Below are 14,411 nucleotides of genomic sequence, written 5' to 3'. Positions count from 1 at the left end.
GAGTTCGACGCGGATCTAAATGTCCAGGGTGTGAGCGCGCTCCCACGAACTGGCATGGCTCATGAACGCATTCCACTCTTTCATCTTGAGCCTCAAGAACGCATCGACGAACGAGTCCCCGAGTGACGACCGCAGGATCGCGCTGCGGTCCAGCAGGCGCAGCGCGTCCAGCAGGTTCAGGGGCAGCTTCTTGACGTCGTGCAGGGTGTGGCCATCCTCGTACATGTTGATGTCCAGGCGTTCGCCCGGATCCCGCCCGTTGGCGATGCCGTCCAGGCCGGCGGCCAGAACGCCAGCCTGCGCCAGATACGGGTTCGTGGCTCCGTCCATCAAACGGAACTCGAACCGGCCCGCCTCTGGGATGCGCACCATGTGGGTTCGGTTGTTGCCCGAGTAGGTCACTGTGTTGGGGGCCCAGGTAGCCCCCGAGGCGGTTATCGGCGCGTTGATGCGCTTGTAGCTGTTGACGGTCGGATTGAAGAGGGCGCACAGCGCGTCCGCCGAGTGCATCACCCCGCCCAGGAAGGTGTAGGCCAGATCCGACAGCCCCATCTCGCCGTCGTCGTCGTGGAAGAGGTTGGTGGTCCCATCCGGCGTCCACATTGAGACGTGCATATGGCAGCCGTTGCCGGTCAGGTGGTTGAACGGCTTCGGCATGAACGTCGCGCGCATGCCCCGGGCTTCGGCCAGCGTGCGGACCATGTACTTGAAGAAGACGTGGCGGTCGGCGGTCAGCAGGCAGTCGTTATAGTCCCAGTTCATCTCGAACTGGCCGTTGGCGTCCTCGTGGTCGTTCTGATACGGCCCCCAGCCGAGCGCCCCCATGGCATCGCAGATTTCCGCGATCAAGTCGTACTGGCGCATCAGCGCGGACTGATCGTAGCAGGGTTTGGCCTGGGTGTCGGCCGTATCGGCGACCGCGCTGCCATCGGGCGTCAGCAGAAAATACTCGCACTCGACGCCGGTCTTCATGCGGTAGCCGAGGGATTCGGCGCGCGCAACCTGGGCCTTGAGCACCTGCCGCGGCCCTTGGTCGACCGGCTGATCCTCCATCACGAGGTCGGAGGCGACCCAGCCGACGTCCGGCTTCCAGGGAAGTTGGATCAGGCTGTCGGGATCGGGAACGGCGAACATGTCCGGGTGGGCCGGGGTCAGGTCCAGGTGGGTCGCGAAGCCGGCGAACCCGGCACCGCTGACCTGCATGCCGCCGATCGCGGCGGCCGGCACCAGCTTGGCCCGCAAGGCGCCAAACAGATCGACGTAGCTGACGAGGAAGTAGCGAATGCCGCGCTCCTTGGCGACGCGAGACAGATCGGTGGTCATGCCCTGTGGCCCCCTGGGTCGACGGGAGCGCTGGCATGTGCTCATTTAATAGGCAAGTACAGCCAAGCGCCCGGATTTTGATCGGATCACTGTATGGTGTTCCCGATGCGGGATCAATCCGAGGGAAATAAACTTTCCTGTGGGGAATGCTTGTGCCGGGTCAGGTCCGACTTAGCGCATCCTGCAGCGTGGGCCAAAGGCCGGAGCGCAGGGAGTCCATGAAGCCGTCGTAGAAACAGTCCGGGTCGACCCCCAGGGTATCGGCCAACCGGGTTCGTGCCGCATCGTCCAGCAGGACGTCGCCGGCTTCCACCGCGCGCAGAAAGCACGCGTCCAACCCACTTGCCGCGGCAATCTCGTCCAAGCGCAGGCCACGCTCCCCGCGCAACCGGGCGAGGGTCACACCCATGTGCGACCGAACCAACTGGTTTAAATCGAGCATATGCGACGGCAACGGGCGATCTCCACGCCGTGGTGCTTTCCGCGCGAGGACGTGCCGTGAAATGTAACGGGACGGTGATCGCCTGTCGCTCGCGAAACCACGGGGCGAGGGTCCGTGTCCGGCCTCGATGCCCGTTCCGCGACGCGCTGGCGGGGGGATCTCCAATTCCGGGGTGTCTCTTGGGGAGCGCCGGCGGGGCGACGAAACCATTCGTCGGATGCGAGGTTCCGGCGCAGAGAACCGCCGGCCGTCTTGCGACGCACGGCACCAGCCCGGTCCTTCGATCCGGTTACGACTCGTGGCGGGGATACACGATCACCGACAGCAGGCGAAGCGGCAGGCGCCGCAGGTCCTCGGGTCCATGCGGCGCGTCGGCGTCGAAGAACAGGGAATCGCCGGGCTCCAGGTCGTACAGCTTGTTGCCGTGGCGATACCCGACCGCTCCCTCCAACACATAGATGAACTCCAAGCCCGTGTGCTGGAAGAGCGGGAACACCTCGGACTCTTCGGTCAGGGTCACGAGGTAGGGTTCCATGATGATCGGCTTGCCCACGGTGTGGCCGAGGAGCTGATACTGGTGGCCCGCCCGGGTACCGCGTCGCTCAATGGTCAGCCCTTGACCGGCGCGGACATGGGTGGCGTCGCGTTGCTCCTCGAACTTCCGGAAAAAGGCTGTGACCGGAACATTCAGGGCGACCGACAGCCGGTATAGGGTGGCCAGGGACGGCGAGGTCTGCCCGTTTTCGATCTTGGACAGCATCCCGGCCGATAAGCCAGCATGCTTGGCGAGGTCCACGACCGTCATTTCCATGCGGGTACGGAACTCCCGCACCTGACGCCCGATCGCAAACTCCAGCGAGTTTTCCGGCGCCCCGCCCACGGCGTGCGGATCCTGACGGTCGGTGTCGTCCGGCTCACGTTGCGATGTGGAGGACGGGGAGCGCGCCATATCCGGATCCTGTCTGGTGGGAGGGATTTAACCGCATTCAAAGAATGTTATCAGTTTGAGATTGGTTTCTCTAGGTTTCGTTTCCTGTCAGGAAAGTGCTTTTGTCGTCGATCCTGAACGCGTAAGGTCGCGGCGCCCCGTGGCGCTCCGTGAGGCCATGACCCGCACCGTACGACCTGGAGAGACTCTTTTATGACCGCTACCCTCATCGATGGAAAAGCCTTCGCCGCCGCATTACGGGCGCGTCTCGCCGAGGAAGTCGCGGGACTGGCAGGGCGCGGTCTCGTTCCGGGATTGTCGGTCGTTCTGGTGGGGGAGGACCCGGCCAGCCAGGTCTACGTCCGCAGCAAGGAGCGGATGGCGGCCGAGGCGGGTATGGTATCGATCGCTCATAGACTGCCGGCCGAGACGGCCCAGGACGACCTTCTGGCCCTGATCCGCACCCTCAACGCGGAACCGACCGTACACGGCATCCTGGTGCAGCTTCCGCTGCCGGCGGGACTGGATGCGCAGGCGGTGGTCCTGGCCATCGATCCGGCGAAGGACGTGGACGGTCTGCACCCGATCAACGCCGGCAATCTGGCGTCCGGTGTGCCGGCCCTAGTGCCGTGCACACCTTCTGGCTGCATGATGATGCTGCGGGATCGTCTGGGCGATCTGTCGGGGGCCAATGCCGTGGTCGTGGGGCGGTCCAACCTGATGGGCAAGCCGATGGCGCAGCTTCTGCTGGCCGCAAACTGCACCGTGACGGTGGCGCATTCGCGCACGCGGGACCTGCCGGCGGTCTGCCGGTCCGCCGATATCCTGGTGGCCGCCGTGGGACGGCCCCGCATGATCGGAGCGGATTGGATCAAGCCGGGCGCGACCGTGATCGACGTGGGCATCAACCGCCTGCCGCCCGAGCCCGGTGCGGACAAGGGCAAGCTGGTCGGCGACGTGGACTTCGAGGCGGCGAAAGAGGTGGCCGGGGCGATCACCCCGGTTCCGGGCGGCGTGGGGCCGATGACCATCGCCTGCTTGCTCGACAACACGGTTGAGGCCGCGTGCCGCGCGAACGGTATCTCGCGCGGTTGAGCTCCTCGTCGGTTCGAGCGTGCTGGGCTTAGCGGTCGGGCACGTCGTCCCAGCGGGCGCTGGCATCGTCGTCGTCGGCCCTTGCCTCGACCCAGTGGTCGCCGGATGGGGTCTCTTCGCGTTTCCAGAACGGCGCCCGGGTCTTGAGCCAGTCGATGAGGAACTGACAGCTTTCCAGCGCGGCGGTTCGGTGGGCCGAGGTGGTGCAGACCAGCACGATGGGCTCGCCCGGCGCCATGCGCCCGAACCGATGGATCACCAGAACGTCGGCGAGATCCCAGCGGCGGCGGGCCTCGGCTTCGATCCGTTCAAGCTGACGCTCGGTCATGCCTGGGTAGTGCTCCAGCGTCAGCGCGCGGACCGGCGGCGCACCGTCCGGAACCTCCCCCAGGTAATCGCGAACCAACCCGGTAAACGTCGCCACCCCACCGACGCGGCCCGTGCCCTGTGTGAACGCGGCGATTTCGGCGCCGACGTCGAACACCGTCTGCTGCACGCGGATCACAGCCTAGCCTCCCGTCACCGGCGGAAAGAAGGCCACCTCGCGCGCCCCGGTCACTTCGACGTCGAGGCCGGCGAAATCCTGGTCGACGGCGCAGCGGACGAGGGCCGGGTCTGCGAACGCCCGGGCGTATGCCGGCCCGCGCCCGCTCAGCCAGCCCATCAGGTCACAGACGGTCGTGATCTGCGGGGGGAGAGCGTCCAGAGTTTCCTCCCCGGTGCCGATGAAGTCCCGCAACCACGCGAAATACAGCACCTTCATGACATGACCTCGGCAAAGGGCAGGTAGTCCACGAGATCACCCGGTTCGATGGCGCGGTGATCTTCCGGCACGTCCACCAGGCCGCCGGCCGCGCTCATCGACCGGACCATTGCGCTGTCTTGGGACGCTGCCGTGCGCAGGACCGGACCCTCCGGCCCGGTCTCGATCCAGGCCCGCAGGAACTCCCGGCGATGTCCGGCCTTGGTGTGGTGGAACCCGGCGGGAAGGGGATAGCGCAGCGGCGGCGTCACCGTCTGACCGCCCAGCCGCTGCACCAGGGGCCGGACGATGAGCAGAAATGTGACCAGTGCGGAGACGGGGTTCCCGGGCAACCCGGCAAAGGCGGCGTCGCGAATCTGGCCCAGGGCCGCCGGCTTGCCGGGCTTGATCGCCAGCCGCCAGAAGTGCAGCACACCCAGCGCCTCCACCGCGTCCCGCACATGATCCTCGCCGCCGACGGACACCCCGCCGGAGGTCAGCAGCAGGTGGTGCTCATCCGCCGCCCCGCCCAGCGCCGCCGTGATGCGGTCCAGGTCGTCGGGCAGGTGCCCCAGGTCGGTCACCTCGGCCCCCAGAGCCTCCGCCAGCGCCATCAAGCCGTAGCGGTTGCCGTCATAGAGTCCGCCCGGGGGCAGGGCGGCGCCGGGCTCGAACACCTCGTCGCCGGTCGAGAACACGCCGATCCGCACACGCTCGCACACGGGAACGAAGGGGTGCCCGGCCGCAGCCGCGAGCGCGATATCCAAAGGCGTCAGCCGCCGGCCGGCCGTCATGACCGTGGTGCCGGTGCGGAAGTCACCGCCCGCCGCGCGCACATGGCGGCGCAGGGGTACGCCCGCCGGCAGCGTGGCCCGGCCGTCGCCGGTATCGGTGACGTCCTCCTGCATGATGACGGTGTCCGCGCCCGCCGGCATCACACCACCGGTGAAGATGCGAGCAGCCTCCCCCGAGGCCAGCGGCCGGCCGAGCGGATGCCCAGCCGCGACCCGCGCCGTGACGGGCAGGGTGACGGGCTCGGTCGGGGACAGATCGCTGTGCCGCACGGCATAGCCGTCCATGGCAGACGTGTCTTCGGCCGGATGCGTCACAGTGGCAATCAGGTCGGCCGCCAGAACGCGGCCGGCGGCGGCGCGTAAGGGGACGCGCTCGACCGCCACGGCGGGCGTGACGCGCTCGGGGATCGCGGCGAGGGCCTCGTCCAGGGACAGCAGGCGGTCGCCGATGGCGAAACAATCGGTCGTCGAGGTCGTCACAATGGCTCCCGGGTTACGGCCATCACTGTATGTGGGGTCAACGCATATGGGCCAAACCCTGGCGCAGATAAATATACCCGGTTTGGGCGGTCAGAAGGGCGGCCACCCACAACAGCAGCTCGCCGGGCCAGTCCAGCGGAAGGCCGCCGAGGGTGGCCGCATCGCCCACCAGCAGCAGCGGCAGGGCGACGAGCTGCGCGGTGGTCTTCCACTTCGCGAGCATGGTGACCGGCATGCCGATGGACCGTCCGGCCAGGAACTCCCGCAGGCCGGAGACCAGGATCTCCCGAAACAGGATCACCACCGCCGCCACCAGGGCCACGTCCGACAGCCGGTCGAAGCCGGCCAGCATCACCAGGATGGCGGCCACCAGCAGCTTGTCCGCAATGGGGTCGAGGAACCGCCCGAAATCGGACACCACCTGAAGCTTCCGCGCCAGCCAGCCATCGAGGTAGTCGGTGACCGCGGCGATGACGAACAGACCGGCGGCCACCCAGCGGGCTTCGGGTCCGGGGATGTAGAAGGTGGCGACGATCACCGGGATCAGCGCGATCCGAGCGAGGGTCATGGCGTTGGGCAGGGCATGGAGCATGGAGGATCCCGTCGGCGCAGTGTGTCGCAGGAACTCTTACCGGATCACTCGGTTCCGTGGAACCGTTCATAGATTTTACGGGCCAGCCCGGCGCTGACGCCGTCGACCGCCTCAAGGTCGGCGAGGCCGGCCTGAGAGACCGCCTTGGCCGAGCCGAAATGGTGCATGAGCGCCTTCTTACGCGCCGCGCCGATGCCCGGGATCGCGTCCAGGGGATTGGCGGCGGCCGCCTTCTTGCGGCGGGCCTGATGGCCTGCCACGGCAAAGCGATGCGCCTCGTCCCTCAGACGTTGGACGAAGTACAGAACGGGGTGGTTCGGCGGCAACAGAAAGGACGGCCGGTCGCGCAGAAAGAACCGCTCGCGCCCGGCGTCCCGGTCCGGCCCCTTGGCGATCCCGACCAGGGGGACATCCTCGATTCCCAGGTTCTCCAGCACTCCGGCGGCGGCGGACAGTTGGCCTTGACCGCCGTCGATCAGCACCAGGTCCGGCCACTGGCCGCGCGTGCGATCGGGGTCTTCCTTCAGCGCGCGGGCGAACCGGCGCTCCATGACCTCCCGCATCATGGCGTAGTCGTCGGCGGTGGCGTCGGCATGGCGGATGTTGAATTTGCGGTACGAGGTTTTCTGAAATCCCTCGGGACCGGCGACGATCATCCCACCGATCGGGTTGGTGCCGGAGATGTGGGAGTTGTCGTAGACCTCGATCCGCTCGGGGGGGGCGTCCAGGCCGAGAATCTCCCCCAGCCCCTCCAGCAGGGTCTGTTGGGCCGATGTCTCCGCCAGCCGGCGGGCGAGGGCCTCGCGTGCGTTGGTCAGGGCGTGGTCGACCACCTTACGCCGCTCGCCGCGTTGGGGCAGGTGAAGCTTTACCTTATGGTCTGCCCGGATCGAGAGCGCCTCGGCCACCAGCTCCGGGTTCGGAATCGGCTCGCTCAGCAGCACGAGGCCCGGTGGCATCTGACGGGCATAGAACTGCCCGAGGAACGCCTCCAGCACCGCGCCGGACTCGTCGTCCTTGGCATGGCTGGGGTAGTAGGCGCGGTTGCCGTGGTTGTTGCCGGCCCGGAAAAAGAACACCTGGATGCAGGTTTGCCCGCCGGCCTGATGCAGGGCGATCACGTCGGCCTCGCCGACTCCGGGCAGGGCGATGTCCTGGTGCGACTGCACGCTGGTCAGGGCACGGATGCGGTCCCGGTAGATGGCCGCTTCCTCGAACGCGAGGCGGGCGCTGGCCTCTTCCATGCGGGCCGCGAGGTCGCGCTGCATGTCCTGGCTGCGACCCTCCAGGAACGCCCGTGCCTGCCCCACCAGGGCGTCATAGTCCTCGCGGCTGATCCGCTCCACGCAGGGGGCCGAGCACCGCTTGATCTGGAACAGCAGGCAGGGGCGGGTGCGGCTGGCGAACACGTTGTCGGAGCAGGACCGCAGCAGAAAGGCCTTCTGCAACGCCACCAGCGTGCGGTTGACGGCGCTCGCCGAGGCGTAGGGCCCGTGATAGCGGCCGGGGCGTGTCCGCGGCCCGCGATGCTTGAGCACCCGAGGCCAAGCGTGATCTTCCGCGATGAGGATGTAGGGGAATGACTTATCGTCGCGCAGGAGGATGTTGTAGCGCGGCTTCAGCTTCTTGATGAGATTGCTTTCAAGAAGCAGCGCCTCCGCTTCCGTATGGGTCGTTACGACCTCCATGTGGACAGTTGCGTCGATCATGCGACGCAGCCGGATCGGCAGACGCTCCGGGTGTGTGTAAGTCACCACCCGCTTTTTGAGGTTCCGCGCCTTGCCCACATAAAGGGCATCTCCCGCCTGATCGAGCATGCGATAGACGCCCGGGGCGTTCGGCAGCGTCCGAACGGTTGCGGCGATCACCGAAACACCCGTTGCCGCGGGGGGCTCTGGGGGCGTGAACGGAGAGGGAACATCGGGCCGTGTCATTAACCGGAACTCACGTATGGGTATGCGCCGTCGAACGATGCAGGTTTGGCTAATCAATCCGACGGCTTAATCCGTTCGAACGAGACGGGCATCGGAACGATGCGTCTCGGGAAGGGCCCTGTGCCCGGGATGGGGCAGTCCGAAAGGCTTTGTAACAGATTGGCGACACTTCTGTGACCGAATCGCACCCATCCGGCATGACGCGCCCCGTGACAAGCCTGATTGTATCCACGAAACCTGTGGATAACTGTGTGGAGCAACTGTGACCCTCCTGCCCGACTCCTAGGGATTCCGGGCGTTTGACGTCCGTGCCCAAGGAATGAGCATTCTTTGTAACCCCCTGGAATGAAACGATTAAAAAAATATAGGGGCGGACTCGTACTCTGGGCAATCTGCCTTGGCGGCCCGTCGGAGTCAGCCCCGTCGTGCGACGGCGCCTGTGCACAACTCGCCGTGTAATAAAAGGCCATAGTGTTTCTGAGGCTTTTGTCGACTCGGAACCGCAATAAAGCCCGCTGGCGAACCAAGACAGAGCGGCGCAAAAAATACGCGCAACGCACGCTAGCCGCCGCTGTATGGTTTCGAACTGCCAGGCGTTCCTCGTTTCGCTATCCAAATGGATTGAGGCGCTCGATCGTGACGCCGACACTCTCGGCGTCCGGGAACACATCCAGCTTCTCAACTCGAACCTGTGCGCGGCGAACCCGAGAGTCCTCGAGGCATGCGTCGGCGATTCGCTCCGCAAGCGTTTCGACCAGATTGACGTGCCCCTCCAGCGCCAGCGCTCGAACCCGGTTCAGGACCGTTTCGTAGCACACGACGTTTTCCAGGCGATCGCCGAGATCGCCAGCGCTCTCGCGGACCGACAAATCCAGGTTCAGGCGGATGCGCTGGTGCCCGACCTTCTCGTGGTCGTATACCCCGATCCTGGCGTGCAGCACCAAGTCACGAACAAACACATGACGGAGCCGGTTCTCGGCATCGGCCATGGGAGCCACGGGGGGCGAGGTGTACAGCTTGGAGCGAGGGCTCATGAACGCACCACCCATGCCGAACGGAGGGAAGGGGGCCTGAGGCGGGACGGGAGGGCAAGGCGCCGGGATCCGGTGATGGATCCGGCGGTCCCAAGGGCTCTCTCTCCGTGCTCAGGGGATGCCAGCGGGTCACTCCTCGGGCGGATCGGCCAGCCCGCCGTTGGCGGACCAGGCCCAGGCCAGATGCTGACCGCCATCAAGTGCTATCATTTGCCCAGTCATGGACCGGGCCGCAAGGATAAACCGGGCGGCCTGCCGGATCTCGGCGACCGAGGTCCCCCGCTGCAAAGGCATGGCCGCGCACTGCGCATCGAACTGAGCCTGGCTCTGCCGGGGACTCGGCAGGGCGGGACCCGGCCCGATGGCGTTGACCCGCACCCGTGGCGCCAGGGCCAAGGCGAGGGTCTGCGTCAGGGTCCAGAGCCCGGCCTTGCTGACCGTGTAGCTCACGAAGTGGGGCGTCAGGTTCCAGACCCGCTGGTCGATCATATTGAGCACCAGCCCCTCGGCTCCCTCCGGCAATCCGCGCGCCATGGCTTGCGTCAGCACGAAGGGCGCCCGCAGGTTCGGCTCCAGGTGATGGTCCCAGGACGCTCTCGTAGCCGAATCCCAGCGGTCGTAGTCGAATGCCGACGCATTGTTGACCAGCACGCCGATGGCCCCGCCCAACGCATCGGCGGCGCGGACCACAAGATCGGTGGTCTCGGCCTCCACGGACAGGTCAGCACGTACGGCGACGGCGCGACCGCCGGCGTCCTCAATCAAGGCCTGGGTCTCCGCGACCTCATCGGCCGCTTCGCGATAGTGCAGAGCGACGGCACAACCCGCAGCCGCCATCTCCTCGGCCAGGGCACGTCCGATGCGCCGTCCGGCGCCAGTGACGAGAGCGAACGGAGGAATGGTGTCGGGACGATCGAGAGTCATCAGGTCTCCATGTTAGGCGCGGGGCGGCGGCCGGGTTCAAGCCCCGGCGAGGCGTCCCAGGATGTGTTCCACGCCCAGGTACTGGATGGTCGTGTAGCCGCCATAGGCGAGCAGAAACAGGCCGGCCTCGACCCGCCCGATCCGCCGGCCGGTCAGCATGATGGGGATCAGCAGGATGGAAACGGCGGCCATGGCCCAGAGGTCGAAATGGAGAATCTGGTCGGGGATCACAACCGGCACGACCACGGCGGTCGCCCCCAGGATGGCGAGGATGTTGAAGATGTTGGACCCGACGACATTGCCGAGCGCCATGTCGGACTGCCCCTTCATGGCGGCGGCCACGGCCACCGCCAACTCCGGCAACGACGTTCCCAGAGCGACCATCGTCAGGCCGATGACCTCCTCCGACACACCCAGGCTGCGCGCGATGTCGACCGCGCCGGTCACCAGAAGGTTGGCCCCGGCGATCACCCCCACAAGCCCAAGGAGGATGGCGCCGATGATGACGGCCCAGGACCGGTTTTTCAGGCCCTCGAACTCCTCGACCTCGGTTAGGTGGGTGTCGCCCGGATGCGGTCCGGCGGCCTCCCGCCGGTACGCGAACACGACATAGGCCGCCAGCAAACCCAGCATGATCAGGCCGTGCCAGCGCGGAATGACGCCGCCCAGCGCAAGCGCCCCGAACAGGACGGTGGCCGCAATCATCACCAATCCGTCCTGCACCCCCGTGCGGGGATCGCAGGCAATCGGCTTCAGGATCGCGGCCGCGCCGAGGATCAGCAGGATGTTGGCGATGTTCGAACCGACCACGTTACCGACCGCAATGCCGGGGGCGTTGGTCAGGGCAGCCTGGAGGCACACCACCAACTCCGGCAGCGACGTTCCGAAAGCGACCACGGTGAGGGCCACCAACAAAGGAGACACACCCAGGCGTTCGGACATCGCAACCGCGCCGCTGACCAGCGTGTTGGAGCCGAGCGGCAGAAGAGCAATGCCGGCGATCAGGAGGGCGATGGACAGCAGCACCTTAGGTGGTCTCCGAAGGGGCGGGGATGATGTCGTTCCGCCCGGTTAGGTGAGCCAGCACAAGATCGCGCAGGGTCGCGATGCCGACCAAGCGCCCTTGATCCAGGACGATGGCCCGCGACAGGCGGAAGCGGCCGAGCAGGCGGATGGCGTATTTGACGTCCATGTCGGCCTGCACGGGGATCAGGGGTTTGCTCATCACCTCATAGACATTAAGACGCTCGGGCGCGCGGTCCAGGGCCACGACCTTGTCGGCGAGGTCCTGGATGACGATCATGCCATATTCATCGGTGTCGTGGCGTTTGTCGACGACCAGGGAACTAACGTGCTTCTCGCGCATCATGACGACGGCATCCGCCACCGTTGCCATGCCGTCGATCAGATAGGGCGTGGTCGACATGACGTCGCGGACCGGCCGGAACGGCGGTTTGGCGCTCATATCTGGTCCTCGATTTCGGTCTGGATGGTCACCATCTGGCGGCTCAGGCCGATCGCGTCCTCGACGTCGATCTGGATCGCGACCCCGGCGCCGGGGCTGGCGTCCAACTGCCCGACCTCGCCGATCCGCTCCAGGATGCGGCGCGCGAGGTGCTGCTCCACGATGATCAGGACCACGTCGCGGGCCCCGGTCAGGTCGAGGCCCAGGAACGTCTTGGTCTTGTGCAGGCCCTGGCCGCGCGCGTTCGTGAGCACGGTGCAGCCGGTGGCCCCTTCGTCCCGGGCGGCATCGACGATGGAATCGGTCTTGCTGTCCGGCACGCTGGCAATGATGAGCTTGAACTTCATGACTCCTCGCGCGCTTTGCGGCGGGCCGCGCGGCGGGCGACCATGTCCCCCACCTGGGCGTAGCCCATGACGGTAATCATTGGAAACAGGCTGGCCAGGGCGATCAGTCCGAAGCCGTCGATCAGGGGGCTGCGGCCCGGGATGCTGGAGGCGAGGCCGAGCCCAAGGGCCGTGACCAGCGGCACCGTCACGGTGGAGGTGGTCACGCCTCCTGAATCGTAAGCCAGGGGGATGATCTGGCGCGGGGCGAACACGGTTTGCAGGATGACGACCACATAGCCGATGACGATCAGAAGGGGCAAGGACCACCCCGTGACGATGCGCAGGGCGCCCAGGGAGACCCCGATGGCCACGCCCGCCGCAACCGCGAGCCGCAACCCCCAGGACCTCACCGACCCGCCGGAAACTTCGCTGACCTTGAGACTGACGGCGATCAGGGCGGGCTCGGCGATGGTGGTTGAGAAGCCGATGGCGGCGGCGAAGGCGTAGACCCACAGGTAGTCGCGCCAGCCCAGCACCGCCAGCCCGTCCGGTCGCAGGAACGCCGGATCGGTCAACTGGCGCGCCATGATGTCGCCCAAGGGAAACAGCGCCATTTCCAAGCCCACGAGGAAGAGATCCAGGCCCAGGACGACATACACAAAGCCAAGCACCATGCGGCGGAGATGAGGGACACGCTGGCGCAGGACGAGCACCTGGAACAGCACCAAAACAAGCAGGATGGGCGCCACGTCCAGCACGGTGGTCCAAAGGGTGTCGGTCAGTTCGATCAGTGTGGCCACGGCGATGGCCTCCCAGTGGCAGGCGGACCCGTTTGGCGGGCGGATCAGTACAGCATGCCGTACAGCATGACGAACACCATAGGGGTCAGACTGGCGAAGGCAATGAGGCCGAAGCCGTCGATCAGCGGGTTGCGGCCGCGCAGCATGGCCGCGAGCCCAACGCCAAGGGCGGTGACCAGCGGTACCGTGATGGTGGAGGTCGTGACACCGCCAGAGTCATAGGCGATCCCAACGATCTCCGGCGGCGCGATGAAAGTAAGGGCCACCACGACCATGTAGCCCCCAAGGATGAACACGGGCACGGGCCAGCCCTTGATGATCCGGAACACCCCGACCAGGATGGCGAGGCCGACCGCCACCGCGACGGTGTAACGCAGCCCCAGGGCGTAGGTGGCGCGGCTGTCCACGTCCGGGGCGATCAGCCCGGCCTCTGCCACGGCGTGCGCGGCCTCCCCGGCCACGGCGATGAGCGCGGGCTCGGCCACGGTTGTTCCGAATCCCAGAAAAAAGGCGAACGTGAGCAGCCAGAACAGGCTTCCCTTACTGGCAAACGCATGGGCCATGGACTCGCCCAGGGGAAACAGGCCGAGCTCCAGCCCCTGAATGAACAACGCGAGGCCCAGCAGGACCAAGCCCAGTCCGGCGATGATCGGCAGGGGATCGGGAAACGGCTGCCGAAGGACCACCACCTGAAAGAACACGATGACCAGAATGATGGGCGTCAGATCGCGGAGCGCACCGACGAGAAGGGTGAGAAACGACCAGAGCGGTTTCGGCATGGCACCCCCGAAGCGTCAAGAGGGACCTTGCGGGCTCGGCAAGGGTGTGTCAATGCGGGTGTTATGCGTCGGCGCGGCGCTTCGGCGATCACGCGGCGCGGGCTTCGCATCCCGCCCGGTGCCCGTCTCGGGTCGTTGGGTCCTTGCTTGCGAGGAGAGTCTCAATGCCTCAGCCCGATCACATCACCCGTCTTGATCTTCCGGACCGGACCGTCGGCGATGCGGAGCTTGAAGCGTATTTCCAAACCTGCGCGGAGAAGCTGGGTTTGGTGCCGAACGTCCTGCGCGCCTACACGGGTAACCCGGCGAAGCTGCGGGCGTTCATCAGCATGTACAACACCCTCATGCTTGGTCCGTCCGGGTTAAGCAAACTCGAACGCGAAATGATTGCCGTCGTCGTCAGCAACGCGAACCACTGCTATTACTGCCTTGTGGCGCATGGGCAGGCGGTGCGCGCGCTGTCCGATGATCCGCAGCTTGGCGAGATGATGGCCCTGAACTACCGTGTCGCCGAACTTACCCCGCGTCAGCGGGCCATGCTTGACGTCGCGTGGCCCCTGACGGTCGCGCCGCATGACGTCGGTGAAGCGGAGCGGCAGCGGCTGCGGGAGGCCGGATTGTCGGAGGATGAGGTGTTCGACGTCTTCGATGTTGCGGCCTTCTTCAATTATACCAATAGGATTGCGCACGGGCTTGATATGATCCCGAACGCCGACTACCACGCCATGAACCGTTGACCCGGCGCCATCA

17 protein-coding genes are annotated in these 14,411 nt (G+C 66.2%); 2 read left to right on the top strand and 15 right to left on the bottom strand.

Translation table 11 applies throughout. The features are described 5' to 3' along the window. Positions 1-15 precede the first annotated feature (15 nt). From glnT to GGD82_RS02505, 3 genes are all read right to left on the bottom strand, one after another. Complete coding sequence (gene glnT, locus GGD82_RS02515; RefSeq protein WP_150060348.1) at positions 16-1,323, bottom strand: type III glutamate--ammonia ligase; 1,308 nt, start codon at positions 1,321-1,323, stop codon at positions 16-18. A 160-nt stretch (positions 1,324-1,483) separates the two neighbouring features. Further along, entirely contained in the window at positions 1,484-1,777 is a 294-nt protein-coding gene (locus tag GGD82_RS02510) for a helix-turn-helix domain-containing protein (RefSeq protein WP_184013220.1), read from the bottom strand. A 277-nt stretch (positions 1,778-2,054) separates the two neighbouring features. Beyond that, entirely contained in the window at positions 2,055-2,714 is a 660-nt protein-coding gene (locus GGD82_RS02505) for a helix-turn-helix domain-containing protein (protein ID WP_150060350.1), read from the bottom strand. Between the two features lie 192 nt (positions 2,715-2,906). On the opposite strand from GGD82_RS02505, the gene folD reads away from it, so the two are divergent. Continuing rightward, positions 2,907-3,788 carry a bifunctional methylenetetrahydrofolate dehydrogenase/methenyltetrahydrofolate cyclohydrolase FolD gene (gene folD / locus GGD82_RS02500; protein ID WP_150060351.1) on the top strand — a complete coding sequence of 294 codons (882 nt, stop codon included), beginning with the start codon at positions 2,907-2,909 and terminating at the stop codon, positions 3,786-3,788. A gap of 28 nt (positions 3,789-3,816) precedes the next feature. Here the strand turns inward: folD and GGD82_RS02495 are convergent, their stop codons facing one another. From GGD82_RS02495 to GGD82_RS02440, 12 genes are all read right to left on the bottom strand, one after another. Beyond that, positions 3,817-4,293 (bottom strand): molybdenum cofactor biosynthesis protein MoaE, encoded by a 477-nt coding sequence (locus tag GGD82_RS02495; RefSeq protein WP_150060352.1) that lies wholly within the window; start codon positions 4,291-4,293, stop codon positions 3,817-3,819. A 3-nt stretch (positions 4,294-4,296) separates the two neighbouring features. Next, positions 4,297-4,551 (bottom strand): molybdopterin converting factor subunit 1, encoded by a 255-nt coding sequence (gene moaD, locus GGD82_RS02490; protein WP_150060353.1) that lies wholly within the window; start codon positions 4,549-4,551, stop codon positions 4,297-4,299. Continuing rightward, a complete protein-coding gene (locus GGD82_RS02485; RefSeq protein ID WP_150060354.1) occupies positions 4,548-5,804 on the bottom strand; it encodes a molybdopterin molybdotransferase MoeA in 1,257 nt (418 codons plus the stop codon). Before GGD82_RS02485 ends, moaD begins: the two co-directional genes overlap by 4 nt. A gap of 37 nt (positions 5,805-5,841) precedes the next feature. After that, a complete protein-coding gene (pgsA, locus tag GGD82_RS02480) occupies positions 5,842-6,396 on the bottom strand; it encodes a CDP-diacylglycerol--glycerol-3-phosphate 3-phosphatidyltransferase (protein ID WP_150060355.1) in 555 nt (184 codons plus the stop codon). 44 nt (positions 6,397-6,440) lie between these two features. Then, positions 6,441-8,330 (bottom strand): excinuclease ABC subunit UvrC, encoded by a 1,890-nt coding sequence (gene uvrC, locus GGD82_RS02475; RefSeq protein ID WP_150060356.1) that lies wholly within the window; start codon positions 8,328-8,330, stop codon positions 6,441-6,443. 608 nt (positions 8,331-8,938) lie between these two features. After that, positions 8,939-9,364: a dihydroneopterin aldolase gene (gene folB / locus GGD82_RS02470; RefSeq protein ID WP_150060357.1), complete on the bottom strand. Its 426-nt coding sequence runs from the start codon at positions 9,362-9,364 to the stop codon at positions 8,939-8,941. A gap of 129 nt (positions 9,365-9,493) precedes the next feature. Beyond that, on the bottom strand, positions 9,494-10,288 hold the full coding sequence (locus GGD82_RS02465) for an SDR family oxidoreductase (RefSeq protein ID WP_150060358.1): 795 nt from the start codon (positions 10,286-10,288) through the stop codon (positions 9,494-9,496). Between the two features lie 36 nt (positions 10,289-10,324). Beyond that, positions 10,325-11,314: a calcium/sodium antiporter gene (locus tag GGD82_RS02460; RefSeq protein ID WP_246163654.1), complete on the bottom strand. Its 990-nt coding sequence runs from the start codon at positions 11,312-11,314 to the stop codon at positions 10,325-10,327. A 1-nt stretch (position 11,315) separates the two neighbouring features. Next, positions 11,316-11,753 carry a CBS domain-containing protein gene (locus tag GGD82_RS02455; RefSeq protein WP_150060359.1) on the bottom strand — a complete coding sequence of 146 codons (438 nt, stop codon included), beginning with the start codon at positions 11,751-11,753 and terminating at the stop codon, positions 11,316-11,318. Continuing rightward, positions 11,750-12,100: a P-II family nitrogen regulator gene (locus tag GGD82_RS02450; protein WP_150060360.1), complete on the bottom strand. Its 351-nt coding sequence runs from the start codon at positions 12,098-12,100 to the stop codon at positions 11,750-11,752. The genes GGD82_RS02455 and GGD82_RS02450 overlap by 4 nt, the downstream gene beginning before the upstream one ends. Next, positions 12,097-12,882 carry a DUF1538 domain-containing protein gene (locus tag GGD82_RS02445; protein WP_150060361.1) on the bottom strand — a complete coding sequence of 262 codons (786 nt, stop codon included), beginning with the start codon at positions 12,880-12,882 and terminating at the stop codon, positions 12,097-12,099. Before GGD82_RS02445 ends, GGD82_RS02450 begins: the two co-directional genes overlap by 4 nt. Positions 12,883-12,926: 44 nt before the next feature. Beyond that, a complete protein-coding gene (locus tag GGD82_RS02440) occupies positions 12,927-13,661 on the bottom strand; it encodes a DUF1538 domain-containing protein (protein WP_150060362.1) in 735 nt (244 codons plus the stop codon). A 164-nt stretch (positions 13,662-13,825) separates the two neighbouring features. On the opposite strand from GGD82_RS02440, the gene GGD82_RS02435 reads away from it, so the two are divergent. Continuing rightward, on the top strand, positions 13,826-14,398 hold the full coding sequence (locus GGD82_RS02435; RefSeq protein WP_150060363.1) for a peroxidase-related enzyme: 573 nt from the start codon (positions 13,826-13,828) through the stop codon (positions 14,396-14,398). The last annotated feature ends 13 nt before the right edge of the window (positions 14,399-14,411 follow it).

Origin of the sequence: Roseospira marina (assembly GCF_014197855.1) — a bacterium.
In the GTDB taxonomy this organism is placed as follows: Bacteria; Pseudomonadota; Alphaproteobacteria; order Rhodospirillales; family Rhodospirillaceae; genus Rhodospira; species Rhodospira marina.
Note: the sequence above shows the minus strand (reverse complement) of the source record. Positions and strands in the feature narration are given on the sequence as shown.

Coding starts and splice junctions, on each gene's coding strand:
- GGD82_RS02455 (WP_150060359.1), bottom strand. CDS start 11,753: ATGAGCGCCAAACCGCCGTTCCGGCCGGTCCGCGACGTCATGTCGACC.
- folB (WP_150060357.1), bottom strand. CDS start 9,364: ATGAGCCCTCGCTCCAAGCTGTACACCTCGCCCCCCGTGGCTCCCATG.
- GGD82_RS02440 (WP_150060362.1), bottom strand. CDS start 13,661: ATGCCGAAACCGCTCTGGTCGTTTCTCACCCTTCTCGTCGGTGCGCTC.
- GGD82_RS02450 (WP_150060360.1), bottom strand. CDS start 12,100: ATGAAGTTCAAGCTCATCATTGCCAGCGTGCCGGACAGCAAGACCGAT.
- GGD82_RS02505 (WP_150060350.1), bottom strand. CDS start 2,714: ATGGCGCGCTCCCCGTCCTCCACATCGCAACGTGAGCCGGACGACACC.
- uvrC (WP_150060356.1), bottom strand. CDS start 8,330: ATGACACGGCCCGATGTTCCCTCTCCGTTCACGCCCCCAGAGCCCCCC.
- GGD82_RS02465 (WP_150060358.1), bottom strand. CDS start 10,288: ATGACTCTCGATCGTCCCGACACCATTCCTCCGTTCGCTCTCGTCACT.
- GGD82_RS02435 (WP_150060363.1), top strand. CDS start 13,826: ATGCCTCAGCCCGATCACATCACCCGTCTTGATCTTCCGGACCGGACC.
- pgsA (WP_150060355.1), bottom strand. CDS start 6,396: ATGCTCCATGCCCTGCCCAACGCCATGACCCTCGCTCGGATCGCGCTG.
- moaD (WP_150060353.1), bottom strand. CDS start 4,551: ATGAAGGTGCTGTATTTCGCGTGGTTGCGGGACTTCATCGGCACCGGG.
- folD (WP_150060351.1), top strand. CDS start 2,907: ATGACCGCTACCCTCATCGATGGAAAAGCCTTCGCCGCCGCATTACGG.
- glnT (WP_150060348.1), bottom strand. CDS start 1,323: ATGACCACCGATCTGTCTCGCGTCGCCAAGGAGCGCGGCATTCGCTAC.